The following is a 14,172-nucleotide window of genomic DNA, read 5'->3' as shown; positions in this document are numbered from 1 at the left end:
GACAACTCATTCAATTCGCTGCAATAAATGCGCCAACGCGCCGGGCGCGGGGCCGCGAACGGGCAGAATGCCGCTAATGGGGACTACTAGCCGCGGCCGATATCCACGATATCGACATTAACATCGCGCGTATCCGAGCCGCGTTTCAGCGTGATGCGGACGCTCTTGCCCGCGCCGACCTGCTCGATCTGGTCGGTCAGGTCGGAAAGACGGTGAACCGGCTTCCCATCGACTTGAACGATGACGTCGCCCAGCGCGCCCGAGGCAAAATCGACGCCCCGGATGCCGGCACGTTCTGCCGGACTGCCCGGCGCGGTGCGAACGATGATCACCCCTTCGACGCCCATGCGGGTCGTAACCGCTTCACCGGCAGCAACGATGCCGATTCCGGGCGTCGGCACGCGGCCATTCTTGATCAGTTCGGGGACCACGCGATTGACGATATCGACCGGGACCGCGAATCCGATACCAGCGCTGGAGCCCGAAGGCGAGATGATAGCGGTGTTGACGCCGATCAACCGCCCCGCCGAATCCAGCAGCGGGCCGCCCGAATTGCCGGGATTGATCGCCGTATCGGTCTGGATCACGTTGGTGATCTCACGGCCACTGCTGGTCGGCAGCCGGCGTTTGAGCGCGCTGATGATGCCGCTGGTCAGCGACTGGTCGAGACCGAACGGGTTGCCGATCGCAAACGCAATTTGACCGACCTTGAGATCGTTCGAACTGCCGAGCGCTACCGGCGGTGGCAGTTGGCGGGGATTCCTGATCCGCAGCACCGCGAGGTCGTAGTTCGGCGCCACGCCGACGATTGAAGCTTGGGCCACCTCGCCTGAGGCGAAGCGAACGGCAACCTCGCGGCCATTTTGGACGACGTGATTGTTGGTGACGACGTGGCCGTTATTGTCCCAGACAAAACCGGTCCCCGAGGCCGCCGCGCCGGCTTCCGCGCCTTCGTCCTCGGCGAATGGATTGGTGACAGCGGATCGCGCCGCGACCTGCACCACCGACGGCGAGACGCGCTCGAAAAGCTCTATGTTGGCGCGCTCAGCCTCGGACAGCGGTCCCCGCTGATCGACGGTCCGGGCGGTCGAGTTGGTCCATGGGCCGTAGCGAATATTGATATTGGAGACGGTCAGCGCCACCAACACGCCTGCGACAATGGCTGCAAAGAGCACGAAGCGACGGTTCATCGATCACTCACCTGGTCATGCCGCTCGCGTGCGAAGGGCAAATGTGAAAGCAAGTCGGCCATTCGAAGGGCCCAAATAGCCAAACGCCCAGAACAGCCGAAAGTTTCTGGTTATTCAGCGACTTGCCGGTGCACTGAAGTTCGTTTTCCCAGCAGTGATTTAGGTGGCGAAATGTGCCCTGCAAGCCGTCAGCCTGCCATTGAAACCAAACCTTGCTGTTCCCATTGTCATGGAGCCATCCCGGTCTCGCCGTGGGTTCTCTTGACTAGGCAAATGTCCCGGCGCGGTCTTCCTGTGAGGATGTGCGCGGAGTTTGGTCATGAGCAACAATTCGATGATGAACAACAAGACCCGTTTCAACGTCGGATATGCGATCGCTGCAATCTTTGCCATCTTTGTGATCCAATACTTTATCTCCATGGCTAGCCAGATCGCCATCATCCCCTACAGCGAATATCAGCAACTACTGAAGCAGGGGAAGGTTGAGAGCGTCGGCATCTCCGACCGCACCGTGCAGGGCACCTTGAAGGAGCCGCTGTCCGGCGGACAAAAGCAGTTCGTCACCACGCGCGTCGATCAGGAGACCGCGCAGGAGCTCGAGAAATATAGCGTAAAATTCACCGGCCAGATCGAGAGCACGTTCCTGCGAGACCTGCTGTCATGGGTCATGCCGGTGCTGCTGTTCTTCGGCCTGTGGTGGTACATCGCCAGACGCGCCGCAGAAGGTGGCGGCCTTGGCGGCGGCCTGATGGCGATCGGCAAGAGCAAGGCCAAGATCTATGTCGAGGCCGATACCGGCGTGAACTTTTCCGATGTTGCCGGCGTCGACGAAGCCAAGGACGAACTGCGCGAGGTCGTCGACTTCCTGAAAAACCCGACCGACTACGGGCGGCTTGGGGGACGCATGCCCAAGGGCGTGTTGTTGGTCGGCCCACCCGGCACCGGCAAGACCCTGCTGGCCAAGGCCGTCGCCGGCGAAGCCAAGGTGCCGTTCTTCTCGATATCCGGTTCGGAGTTCGTCGAGATGTTCGTCGGCGTCGGCGCGGCGCGGGTACGTGATCTGTTTCAGCAGGCGCACCAGAAAGCTCCGGCGATCATCTTCATCGACGAGCTCGATGCGCTGGGACGCGCCCGCGGCATTGGGCCCTTTGCAGGCGGGCACGATGAAAAAGAGCAGACACTCAATCAATTGCTGGTCGAACTCGACGGCTTCGACTCGCGTTCGGGCCTGGTTATTCTGGCCGCGACCAACCGGCCAGAAATCCTCGATCCAGCGCTGCTGCGCGCGGGCCGCTTCGATCGCCAGGTGCTGGTCGACCGCCCCGACAAGAAGGGACGCATCGAGATCCTCAAGGTGCATATGAAAAAAGTGCAGCTTGATCCAGGTGTCGATGTCGAGGCGGTGGCCGCGCTTACGCCGGGATTTACGGGTGCGGATCTCGCCAACCTGGTCAATGAAGCCGCCCTGCTCGCAACGCGCCGCGGCGCCAGCGCGGTCGCGATGGCCGACTTCAACAACGCGGTCGAGCGCATGGTCGCCGGACTAGAGAAGCGAAACCGGCTGCTCAATCCGAAGGAGCGCGAGATCGTCGCCTATCACGAGATGGGCCACGCTCTGATTGCGCTGTCGCTGCCCGGTGTCGATCCCGTGCACAAGGTGTCGATCATTCCCAGAGGCGTCGGCGCGCTCGGCTATACCATCCAGCGCCCGATCGAAGACCGCTTCCTGATGACCAAGGAGGAGCTGGAGAACAAGATGGCGGTATTGCTCGGCGGGCGGGCGGCGGAATTGATCGTGTTCAATCATCTGTCCACCGGTGCCGCCGACGACCTGCGCCGCATCACCGACATCGCCCGCAGCATGGTGACGCGCTACGGCATGTCGGAAAAGCTCGGTAGCGTCGCCTATGAGCGCGACCCCGGCAATTTCCTCGCGGGCGCCGACCGTCCCTACCCCTTGCGCGAGCGCGAATATGCCGACGAGACCGCCGCTTCCGTCGACGAAGAGGTCCGCGCAATCGTCGATCGGGTGTTCGAGCGCGCGCAGGGCATCCTGAAAGCGCGACGCGCGATCCTTGATCGGGCAGCGAAAAAACTATTGGAGAAGGAGACCCTGGAGCAGAGCGATCTCGAGGCATTGATCCGCGAAACGCCGAAAGAGGCGCTGCGGGCCATTTAGGCCTATGCGAGGTCGCGCAGTGCCGCCTCGACCACCTTGCGCTGGTCAGCCGTCAGCGCCGCCTGCGGCGGAACGGGATCGCCGACCGCGTAGCCCTGAATGTCGAGGCCCGCCTTGATGCAGGCCGCCAAATTGAACCGCGCAAAGGCCTCGTTGATGCGCCACAGCTTGCGCTGCAGCGCCATCGCCTCATCCCAGCGCGCCGCCTTGCAGAGGTTATAGAGTTCGACACTTTGCCGCGGAATAATGCAGGCCGGACCGGCCATCCAGCGCCCAACCCGCCGATCAGCATCACCGCCGCCGGGATGTGGGCGGACGCGGAGAACACTTTGATGCTGTCGCCGCAGCGGTTCATGATCGACAGCAGCCGGCCGGTGTTGGTCGAGGCATCCTTGATGTAGCCAACGCGCGGATGGGTCGCGAGGCGGGCGATGACATCGAGCGTCAGATCGGAGCGCTGGAATTGCGGGTTGGTGTAGATCACGACGGGAATGTCGACGGCGTCGGCAATGGCGCGGAAGTAAGACTCGACCTGCGCGTCGGCGACCGGGAAATATGCCTCCATGATCGCGAGAATGCCGTCGGCGCCAAGCTTTTGATGCGCCCTTGCCTGCGCCACCGCGTCCGCTGTCGACGTCGAGGCGACGCCGGCGATCACGGGCACGCGCCCCTTTGCGGCTTCGATGGTGGCTTGTACAACGGCCGCGCGCTGCGCCTGGTTGAGATAGGCGAACTCGCCGGTCGATCCGAGCGGCGTCAACCCATGCACGCCCGCCTTGATAAGGTCATCGCAGAGCCGGCCCAGCACCTCCGTGCGGATCTCACCCGACGCATCGATCGGCGAGACCAGATAGGGAAAGACGCCGTGGAAATCAGCCATCGAAGAAAAATGCCTCAAGCGGGAAGTCTTGACCACCCATAATCTTGACTAGCCATAATCTTGACTAGCCATGATCTTAACTAGCCATGGCTATCCGGAATGCCGGCGCAAGGCAACGCTTCGCAAGAAACATGCGAAGCGCTCCATCATTTGCGCGCCTTGATCCAGGCATCGACCGCCGGCAGCGCGCGGGCTTTGAGGTCGGCAGAGATCGCGATCACTTCCTGCGCCCGGCCCACCATCGCTCGCCCGCCCGACGTCGCCTGCACCGGCGCAAAGGCGGCGAGTTCGGCGGCATGGCGCTCGTCGCTGAAGTTCGTCATGAAGTTCGCAATGAACTGGTCGCGGAATTGCGGTCCCTGCTTTGCGAACAAGGCATCGTAGTTCTTCTGCAGGAAATCCCAGGCCAGATCAGGCTGCTCCCCGGAGGAAGCGACCGAACCGATCAGGCCGGTGAGAATCGTGCCCGGCACTTCGTCGGTCAGTGTCAGCGCCAGTGTCGCATGTGCCAGCGCCGGATCGCGCGCGGCGGCCGCCGCATAGTAATAGCGCAATCGCTCATTGGTGACGGTGCTCTTGCGCGCCAGCGTCAGCAGCGTGTCGTAGGTCGCGCGATCCGCCGTGATGCCGACGACATGGGTAACGGAATCGCGCAAAGCCCCCGGCAGTGATTGCGGATCGCTGAGGAATCCGGCGAACCGCCGCTTCGCCTCCGCAATGATCGCTTCGTCGCCGAGCTCGCCGAGTGTCCAGATCAGGCTGCCGCGCAGCAGGGTGTTGTCGTCGTCGCCCGAGCCGCTGCCGTCCCAGCCGAGCCGGTCGAAAACGGTGCGCAATTTGGCGCTGATGTAACGCTGCAGCGCCGGACGCTCGGGCCGATCGCGCGACAGACGGTTGAGCGCGGAGAATGCCGTGATGATCTGATCCCACACCGGGCGGCGGTCATCGACGCCGATATTCTCGACCAGGCCGAGATAGGATGACGGCTCGGCGCGGCCGGCCTGCACCATCGCCCAGCCGTCGGCGAGGAAATTGACGCGGTCTGCCGGCGACATCTGCGGCAGCGCCTTTGCCAGCGCGGCCATGCTCGCCGGCCCGTACTCGACCCGGTAGTAACCGATGTCGCCGAGATTGACCTTGGTCGCCTCGCCACAGGATCCGGCCGGGACTTCGGTCGAGCCGTGCAGCAGCACGACATCGGCCGATTGCGCCATGCCCACCGGCCCGACCGCAACCGGTATTTGCCAGTTGCGCGGCGGCAAGGCAGCCGCCCGCGCCGGCGCGATCACGAAACGGCCCTGCCGCAATGTCAGCCGCTGCGCATCGCCGTTGCAGGCGGTTTCGGCTGATATCAGCGGCACACCATCCTGTTCGGTAAAGGACGCAGCGATATCGGTCACCGGCTTGCGGCCCGCGCGTTCCAGCGCCCGCCAGAGATCGGCCGTGGTGGTGTTGCCGTAGGCATGCGCGGACATGTAGGCGCGGATGCCGTCGCGGAACGCCGCTTCGCCGAGGTAATTTTCCAGCATGCGGATCAGCGCCTGCCCCTTGTTGTAGGTAATGGCGTCGAACGCGATCATGGCCTCGCTCTCGTTGGCGATCGGCTGCTGGATCGGGTGCGAGGTGCGCCGGGCGTCGAGCCCCATGGCGAACTGCTTCGCCCCGTAACCGTTCAGCCAGCTTTGCCATTGCGGATAAAACTGCTCCGCAGCCTTCGTCGCCATCCAGGTCGCAAAGCCCTCGTTGAGCCAGAGATTGTCCCACCACGCCATGGTGACGAGATCGCCGAACCATTGATGCGCCATCTCATGCGCGATGATGGAAAAGATGCCGCGCCGCGCGCTGTCCGGATTTGTCGCGGGATCGAACAGCAGCCGGCTCTCGAAGAAGGTGATGCCGCCCCAGTTCTCCATGGCGCCGCCGAAGCCGCCGGGCACCGCGATCAGGTCGAGCTTGGGCAGCGGATATTTGACACCGAAATAGTCGTTGAACCAGGCGAGCAGCTTCACCGCACTGTCGAGCGCGAACTGCCCTTGCGCAGCCTTGCCGGTGGTGGCGACGACGCCGATCGTCACGCCGTCCGCTTCCGCCGTGATACGCTCCAGTTCGCCCACCGTCAGCACGAACAGATAGGTCGACATTTTTGGCGTAGCCGCGAAAGCGACCTGCTTCAGGTTCGGCTCCAGCGGCTCCTCTTTCGTGATCGGCATGTTGCCGACGGCGAGCAAATGGCGCGGGATCACGACCGTCAACTTGAAGCTCGCCTTGAACGCCGGCTCGTCCCAGCACGGAAATATCCGCCGCGCATCCGCCGGCTCGAGCTTGCTCGTCAATAGCCGCTTCACGCCGCTGTCGGTCGGATAATCGACGAAGAAGAAACCGCGATCGAACTTGTTGATCCGCGCCGTAAACTCGATCCGCAGCCGATGCGCGCCCGCTGCGAGCGGCTGCGCGAAAGTGAACGTGACCGTCTCGGCCGCGGCATCGAGCGCGACGTCGGCGCGCTCGATGCTATCGTCGGCGGTAACGGAAGCAAACGTCGTGTTGACGGCGTTGAGCGTCAGCCGTGCTGTCGGTTCGCGCACCTCGATGTCGATCACTTCGACGCCGGGAAGCGCGAGGCTCTCGGCGTCAGGTCTCAGCTCGATTGAATAGTTGATCGGAACGACTGTCTTCGACAGTTTGCCCGGCGTGGCGTCGAATGAGAAAACCGGCTCGGCTCGCACGGCGCCTGAAACGACCAACATCAGTGCGAGCATTGTGCCGACATATCGCGCCAAGGGTGCTGTCAACGATGCTGTCTGGATAAGCTTCACGCCAAGCTCCTATGTCAGCCGGTACAACGGGATGCCGGACCATATAGATGCTTCGCTTGCCGGGAAACAGCGAGGACGCGCCGCGTCGCGCAGCATCCGGCTGAGGCAATCGGTTAAAGATGTCCACAGATGTTCACAGGGTTCTAACGATTTAACTCACGATAATTTCACGACTTTCTTCGCAGTCTCGCCGCCCGACCAAGCGCGAGAGTAGTTTTGATGGCTCTGCAGAAAGTCGCTGACGCATCCTCTTTCCGAACTTCCGAGTTCGACACGCGCGATTCTGCTCGAGCAACAGCAGCTCCCGGTTTTCGTCACTTCCTCGGGACCCCAAACCCATCGCAGCGCTTCCGCGCGTTCGGGATCGACCCGCTCACTTCACCTGAACATCTGCCGAAACTCCGGGCACTGATGCATCGCCTGTCGCGCCGGATGGATGCCGAAATACACTGGCCGCCCCACCGCAGTGGATCGGCAGAGCACTGGGAAAACCCGCTGATCCCCTCAGGTTACACCTATCTGCTGCAATTCGTGGCGCACGATCTGGTTCATTCGGCGATCCCGCTTTCAGTTTCGGGGGGCCTTGGCGCCGGCACCGCCAATGCACGCCGTGCGCCGCTTCGGCTGGAAACCCTGTTCGGAAGCGGTCCTGTCGGATCGCCGCATATTTACGCGCTCGACGCGCCGAGTGACGACCGGCGCACCAAGCTGCGGCTCGGGCGAATGCGCTGGAAAGAGAATGAACCCGTGACCGGCTGCCCGTTTCGCGACATCGCACGGACCCGGGCCGAGAACGTGACGGGGATCGACCGCAGCATTGCAGGTGTCCGCGTTGCGCTCACGGAGGCGCTGGTCGCCGATCCGCGGAATGACGATCACGCCGTGATGTCGCAGCTGACCGCGCTGTTCGCGCTGCTGCACAACGCCCTGATCGACCTCATACGCCGGCAGGAACGCAATAGCGGGCCGAACGGCCAGTTCGGCGCCGCCTATAAGCGCTTCCTGTGCGCCCGCGAGGCCGTTACGCTGATCTACCACAACATTCTCCGCAACGATCTGATGCGGCGGGTCATTCACCCGGCGATCTATGCGGCCTATAGCGGGCCGGCTCCGCATTTCATCGATCGGCCTGATGAATCCAGCCAGGGTCTTGCGAACGGCGACTGGGAAATTCCGTTCGAGTTCTCGCACGGCGCGTTTCGCTTCGGTCACGCCATGGTGCGACACGAATACTGCATCAATGATCTGTCAATTCAGGACCTCTACAGCACGCTTGAAAAGACTTCTGCAAACGATCCGGTCAACATGCCGCTCGATGAAACCTGGATGGTGCAGTGGTCGCGCTTCTTCGAGATCAATGAAACCAAGCCGAACTTCAGCCGGCGCATCGGACCGTATCTCAGCGACGGGTTGGGCAACGATCAGATCTTTCCGGCGTTCGACGAGACCGAGCGGGTTGGCCTGCTCTACCGTGATCTGCTCGGCGCCGGGATCGCCGGCATGTGGTCGGTGGACGCGCTGATTGCCGAGATCGCGACCCGGAAACCGCAGTTCATCGCCATGTCACGCCTGCTTGCCGACCGCTCCTATCGCGTCAGCCAGCTCCGCGATTGGCTGGTCGCCGCGCCGGCGTATGGCGCGCTGACGGCCGAAGACATCGAAACCCTTTCGAACGATCCCCCGCTGCCCTTCTTCATCCTGTTCGAAGCGATGCAGCAACCGCAGGCGGAGGGCCAGCGTCTGGGACCGCTCGGCTCGACCATCGTATCGGAAGTGATTTTCGGCGCGCTCGCAGGCGATCCGCGCTCATCCGGCGGCGACGCGCTCGCAGGCCAGCTTGCCGATTTGTCTCGCGAATACTATCCGGTGAATATTTTCCAGGAAATTCCCGACATCTCAAGCATGGCGCAGTTGGTGAAGTTCACCACCGAAATCGCCGAACTACAGCAGGCCGTGCCTGCATTCTTGTGAAGCGGAATTGTTCCGTCTCACCCAACCCGGAGGACTAAGACCATGCAGCGCATCGAAAGGCTACAGGTGACCAACCATGAGCGTTGGGGCAAATTGGTGAAGACCTGGGCGACCGGCACGAACTACCTCGACGACGACAACGCCTATCCGCTGCCGGAGACGATCGACGAGTTCAAGGAGCAGCTCGCCAAGGCCCAGGTATTCGCCATCGTGCCGGATCGCTTCAAGCACATCACGTTCGTGAAGCAGGAACAGGACACGATCACGGTAAAGTTGCCGCCGAAGGTGATGATCGAGGATTCCGAGGCGCTGCTCAACCAGCCCGGCGCCACCTATCCGCTTCCGCCGTTCTACAAGCGCCTGTTCAACGGTATGGATCCCGTGATCCCGGAGAGCGAGAAGTTCAGGGTGCATGCCGAACGTATCGGCGACTACACCATAAGCGCCTGCGCCTGAAATCCACGAGCGGCCTTGTCACCAGTACAATGGCGCAATGCCTTCGACCGGGAACCCGGCGCCGCGCAGGCTGCGGCGCAGGGTTTCCCACCGCGCCCTGATGGTGATGGGGTGCGCTTGCAGGAGCCAGCGTGTGATGGCCACGTCGGTCGGCGGGTCTGACCCAACCCAAAACGAGCGAATGCCGTTCAGAAATCGCTGCGCTTCCTCGCGCGCCAACTCGGGTTGCCCCAGCTCGAACAGCGCGGCCGCACGCCATGCGGGCAGCGTCTGAATGACATTATAGGCGCGGTCGCAGGCCTCTATGGCGCCCGCATAGTCGCCGCACAGGTAGTGAATGATGCAGTGATAGCCCCATTCGAGGCGTGAGGGCGCCAGCGAAAGGGCAAGCGATTGGCTGGCGCGTAGCTGAGCTTGTTCGATCGAGCCGCAGAAAGCGCAATAGTGAGCGCTGGACAGCAGCGTCCACGGATCGTTGTCGTTCAGCTCGCAAGCGAGGTCCATGTGCGGCGCCGCCTCGGCCTCGCGCAACGCAAACGTATATGACCAGCCGCAACAGAGATGCGCCCTGGAATCAACCGGATCGAGTTCAACGGCGATTTTCGCCAGTTCAAGGGTCGCCTTTGCCTTGTCGAGATTGCGAAGGACCCCGGGATGCACGAAATGCTCGATGTTGTTCATCTGCACAAGGCTGCTGTAGAACGGCGAGAAAGCAGGATTTTCCCGGATCGAGTCGCGAAAGATCGCGACCGCCCGCTGCCAGCTTTCCTTGTCGAACTTCGTGATGAGATTCTGGCCGCGCAGCCAGCGGTCGTGAAGATCGAGTGAAACGTCGGGCTCGCCTGCCAGCCGCATCAGCCGCTCGGTCGACAACTGCACGTTCAAGGAAGTCGCGATGCGGCGGATGATGCGCTGCTGGGTTTCAAACCAGTTTCCGAGGCCGAGCCGGAAGCTTTCGCTCCAGACGTAAATCCCGGAGGTATCGTCCCGCAACACCATCACGATGTTGATTTCGGCGCCCGCCTGGTAGGCGGTGGTTTCGATGCAGTATTGCGGCGCCGTGCCCGAGGCGGGAAGCACGACGGCCGCGGGCGGACGATCAACCACGCTCCATTCGCGGAAGCGCACGAGACAGGCGGCGAGATGCTGGGAGAACCCCTGCACCAGATGGCTGTGGTCCTCGTCGACGCCATGCATCGCAAAGGGCAGCAGCACCAGGCGCATCCTGGCCGACGCATTGACCGATGGCGACATCGGGGCCACCGGCTGGTGAGCGGTCCCCCTGACCATCCTGACAGCGAATTCGTCATTCGCTGCCGACGCGGCCCGATCGACCGGCGCGCGCTCCAGAATGCCGAGCTTGATGTTCGCGACGAGTTCTTCGGTGGCCGACGACGGCTCCATCGCGTAGTCGCGGTCCAAGAGATCCCACAGCGCCTTGTAGATGCGCAACGCACCGGCCGTGTCGCCCTCTTCCGCATGCGCCCGCATCAGATAGCGGCAGGCATATTCATGGGTCGGGTCGAGATTGACGATCGCGGCTGCAATCCTTTTTTTGGAATCGGCGGGAACGCTTGCGGAGGTCAGACCTTCATCGAGATTTCGCATCAGCCGTTCATGGATGGTCTGCCGCTTGGCCAGTACCCAGACCCGGAACGACGGGTCGAGATCGTCCATTCCTTCGAGCAGCCGCCCGTCGAGCTGTGGCGTATCGAGCAGCAGCGGGTGAACGCGCCCGCTTTCGGCGAGCTGGATCACGCTTTCGATATCGACTTCGATGCGTCCGACGTCGATGCCGATCATCAGCCGCTCCGCGACGAAGCCGTCATATCCGGCCTCCTCCAGCATCGACCGCAGCTCGCGAACGACCTGGCGCAGCGAAGCGCGCGCCTTTTCTTCGTCCGAACGACTCCAGAGCAGGCCGACCAGCCGCTCGCGGCTCTCCTGCTTCATCTCCGACAGCGCGAGGTAACTAAGGACCGCGCCGGCCTTGCGGGTTCGCAGTTCGACCGCCCGGCCGTTGAACCGCACGCCGAGCCGTCCAACCAGCGACACCGAAAGGCGCGGCGCGCTTTCGGGCGCCGCCGTGGCCTTGTCCGCTGTCATGGCGTTTGTTCTGGCCGGCATGCAGGGTTTCCGGAACCGGTTGGTTAATTCCAGCCAGTCTATATCAAAGAAACACCTCCGGTATAGGTTGCGCCGCCTCCGGTTCGCGCAATCGTATCCTGCAGCCTGGCCGTGACGATTTCGGATGGCTCGAGTTGCAGCCCTGGGGCAATCACGCGGACCACCGGAACAGCGAAGCTCGGGCGCTTCAGATCAAGGCAAAATGTCTCGATTCCCAGTTTCTCCAAACGCTGTACGATCAATCCAAATATCGCGCTCGCTTCAGTTGCGTGAAGGGGAAGATGAGCCGCGTACTCCGCGACCGGCTGCAACAGTCTGCACTGATCGGCATTGATCGCCGCGCGCTGCAGGTGGGTGCGATCCTGGGCGTTGAGCGCGTCATCGCCGCGCTCGCTGCGTTTGGTTGCGACGACAGCGTCGGCCAGTTCGAACTGACACATTTCAAGCGTTGCCGAGCGGACCGCGGCCTCGAGCGCCGGCCGCGCGGCGAGGCCGAAAGCAAAACCGGAACCGTCCGCCCGGCACGAGACGGCCGCGACGCAGGGCACGCCGATATCCGTCGTGATATCAAGCAGCCATGTCCGGCGCTGCACCGATGCGCCATGCCGGAGCTGCCGCAACAAACTTTCCGCCACCATGCCGGCTTCATGCTGCGGCGGAATCGATCGGGCCAGTTGACCGCCCCGCCACCATAGGCTGGCCGCATCGCGCTCGATCAATTCCAGCAGGCCGTGCAGTGCTGCGGCATCCCGTGACGGACCGGCGGCCGATCCGATGCTCAAGGGGAATGGCGGCGCGAAGTCGCGCTGCGCCGGCGGACGCCGCAGGCAGATGTCGGCCGGAAGCCACACCTCGCCACCGTCGGTCAGCCGCGTTGCACGACACCAGGAAAGCGCCCGCTCTGGTTGTATGCGGCGTTCCGAAACGGCAGCGACCAGCTCCAGCGCGTTCGGACCGAGTTTTCCGGCCCAGTCGTCGACGCCGGGTTTGAGCAACACGTCGCGCCCGGTCTGCAATTGAGAGAGATATTCGATTCCCTCGCCGACGCAGCCCTGAAATGCATCCCGCAACGTCAGACCGACGCCGGAAACGCCGACCATCGGGCTTCCGTCATGCAAGGGATCAGCAAGCGCTGGATCGAATTGCGCACCAAAGCTGAACAGACCGGGCGCATCGGGTGAGGCCAGTTCGAACACCCGCGCAAATCGGGAAGCAGCGATCAGCAAATGGGCACGATTGGCGGCCTCCGAATCAATCCGGTTGCTGGATTCCGAGGCATATTCCAGCGCCTGCAGGATACGTCCGGCATCGTGATCGCCGGCGGCGTCCACTCCGTTGCCGAGAAGCAACGATGCCGCGCGTGCAAACAATTCCTGTATCGAATTTTCGGTACCGCTCACGGTGACCTCACGACTTGGCGGGCAGACTGCGGACGAGAGGCCAGCCCGCCCTCGCCCTGGAGGAATTTATGCTCGCGAAAGCCTTAGTCATAGCCATGGCAGCAGATATTGCCCGTTCAGACTATGCCAAGCCGACCTTGATTCGTAGCCGTAGCCGCGAGTGGCTGATCGCCTGCCGTTGGGGACCAGAGGGCGAATATCTTTCGATCGCGACGGCCGGCCCGATCACGGAGCCTCTCGCGCTGGTTGCACCGCAGGTAATCGCGCCGATCCACTGCCTGGTCGGCGTACTGGTTTCCGAATCGGAATCGCAATCCACCAGCACATTCCTGTTGGTGCGTCAGTTGCCCGGTGCGATCGAGCTCGCCGGTACATTTTTTCCGGCTGATGGCTACGTGCTGCTGCAGGACCACGGCGATATCCATCTCGTCTGCAAGGCGCGCTACTCGCACAGCTGCGGCTGGCTCGACGGCAAGGAGATCCGCAAGGACATTCCCGATCCGGCACCCTATTCGGCCGAGGCAATGTCCTGGCATATCGAAGCGACGCGCCGTGACTGGATCGGCGAGTTCATTCCCGGCAGCAGGCCGCCGGAGCGGCTGGCGATTCGCGCGACGGGCTGACGCCTCCAACCGGATTTGCGGGGCGGCACAGGATTGCTGCTCGTCTTCCTGCGGAAGACTATCCTCGCGAGGGAAACTTCCGCCGCTCACCAAGATCGACAGTATTCAGACGCGCAACCGTGGCCTTGGTCCCGGAAGTTCGATCGGCGATGCTTTCAACCAGCTTCGCGATGCAAGACCGGACGCGCGGACCGGGCGTTCGCGCATAGGCCTTGAGAACGCGCAAGGCGCCCGGCTCGGCAAGCAAGCGAACCGCTGAATTCATGCCGGGAGATTTAGCCTGGGAAGATTCGAAAAACTCGCCAACCGAGACGTCCAGCACGGAAGCGATTTGCGCCAACCGGCTCGCGCCAACCCGGTTGGCGCCTCGTTCGTATTTCTGCACCTGTTGAAAGGTAACGCCGATTCGTTCTGCGAGTCCGGTTTGGCTGATGCCGCGGTTGATCCGCAACATACGAATCCTGGTACCCACCATCGCATCGAGCGGGCCAGACTTCCTCGTCGCCATGGGCGGCTCCCAACTGTTCAAG

At 62.7% G+C, this 14,172-nt stretch carries 9 protein-coding genes and 1 pseudogene; 4 read left to right on the top strand and 6 right to left on the bottom strand.

Features of this window, described 5'->3' with window-relative positions:
• Positions 1-86 precede the first annotated feature (86 nt).
• Entirely contained in the window at positions 87-1,190 is a 1,104-nt protein-coding gene (locus C7G61_RS29635) for a S1C family serine protease (protein WP_108520449.1), read from the bottom strand.
• Between the two features lie 337 nt (positions 1,191-1,527).
• Between C7G61_RS29635 and ftsH the strand changes: the two genes are divergently transcribed.
• Positions 1,528-3,369: an ATP-dependent zinc metalloprotease FtsH gene (ftsH, locus tag C7G61_RS29630; RefSeq protein ID WP_108520544.1), complete on the top strand. Its 1,842-nt coding sequence runs from the start codon at positions 1,528-1,530 to the stop codon at positions 3,367-3,369.
• 2 nt (positions 3,370-3,371) lie between these two features.
• Here ftsH and C7G61_RS29625 read toward each other — a convergent pair.
• Together C7G61_RS29625 and C7G61_RS29620 are read right to left on the bottom strand one after the other, a co-directional pair.
• A pseudogene (locus C7G61_RS29625) lies at positions 3,372-4,249 on the bottom strand (dihydrodipicolinate synthase family protein).
• Positions 4,250-4,395: 146 nt separating this feature from the next.
• The gene (locus C7G61_RS29620) at positions 4,396-7,065 is read right to left on the bottom strand and encodes a M1 family metallopeptidase (RefSeq protein ID WP_244608523.1); all 2,670 of its coding nucleotides are present in this window, start codon (positions 7,063-7,065) and stop codon (positions 4,396-4,398) included.
• 411 nt (positions 7,066-7,476) lie between these two features.
• Between C7G61_RS29620 and C7G61_RS29615 the strand changes: the two genes are divergently transcribed.
• Together C7G61_RS29615 and C7G61_RS29610 are read left to right on the top strand one after the other, a co-directional pair.
• A complete protein-coding gene (locus tag C7G61_RS29615; RefSeq protein ID WP_108520445.1) occupies positions 7,477-9,036 on the top strand; it encodes a peroxidase family protein in 1,560 nt (519 codons plus the stop codon).
• A 42-nt stretch (positions 9,037-9,078) separates the two neighbouring features.
• On the top strand, positions 9,079-9,492 hold the full coding sequence (locus tag C7G61_RS29610) for a hypothetical protein (RefSeq protein ID WP_108520443.1): 414 nt from the start codon (positions 9,079-9,081) through the stop codon (positions 9,490-9,492).
• An 18-nt stretch (positions 9,493-9,510) separates the two neighbouring features.
• Here C7G61_RS29610 and C7G61_RS29605 read toward each other — a convergent pair whose 3' ends face one another.
• Positions 9,511-11,619 carry a BTAD domain-containing putative transcriptional regulator gene (locus tag C7G61_RS29605; RefSeq protein ID WP_108520441.1) on the bottom strand — a complete coding sequence of 703 codons (2,109 nt, stop codon included), beginning with the start codon at positions 11,617-11,619 and terminating at the stop codon, positions 9,511-9,513.
• Positions 11,620-11,657: 38 nt separating this feature from the next.
• The gene (locus tag C7G61_RS29600; RefSeq protein WP_108520439.1) at positions 11,658-13,019 is read right to left on the bottom strand and encodes a YcaO-like family protein; all 1,362 of its coding nucleotides are present in this window, start codon (positions 13,017-13,019) and stop codon (positions 11,658-11,660) included.
• A gap of 68 nt (positions 13,020-13,087) precedes the next feature.
• Between C7G61_RS29600 and C7G61_RS29595 the strand changes: the two genes are divergently transcribed.
• Positions 13,088-13,642 carry a hypothetical protein gene (locus C7G61_RS29595; RefSeq protein WP_145963705.1) on the top strand — a complete coding sequence of 185 codons (555 nt, stop codon included), beginning with the start codon at positions 13,088-13,090 and terminating at the stop codon, positions 13,640-13,642.
• Positions 13,643-13,700: 58 nt separating this feature from the next.
• Here C7G61_RS29595 and C7G61_RS29590 read toward each other — a convergent pair whose 3' ends face one another.
• Positions 13,701-14,150 (bottom strand): helix-turn-helix domain-containing protein, encoded by a 450-nt coding sequence (locus C7G61_RS29590; protein ID WP_108520435.1) that lies wholly within the window; start codon positions 14,148-14,150, stop codon positions 13,701-13,703.
• Positions 14,151-14,172: the final 22 nt, after the last annotated feature.

This window comes from Bradyrhizobium algeriense (assembly GCF_003062295.1).
Classification (GTDB): domain Bacteria; phylum Pseudomonadota; class Alphaproteobacteria; order Rhizobiales; family Xanthobacteraceae; genus Bradyrhizobium; species Bradyrhizobium algeriense.
This window is presented reverse-complemented; position numbering and strand designations above follow the sequence as displayed.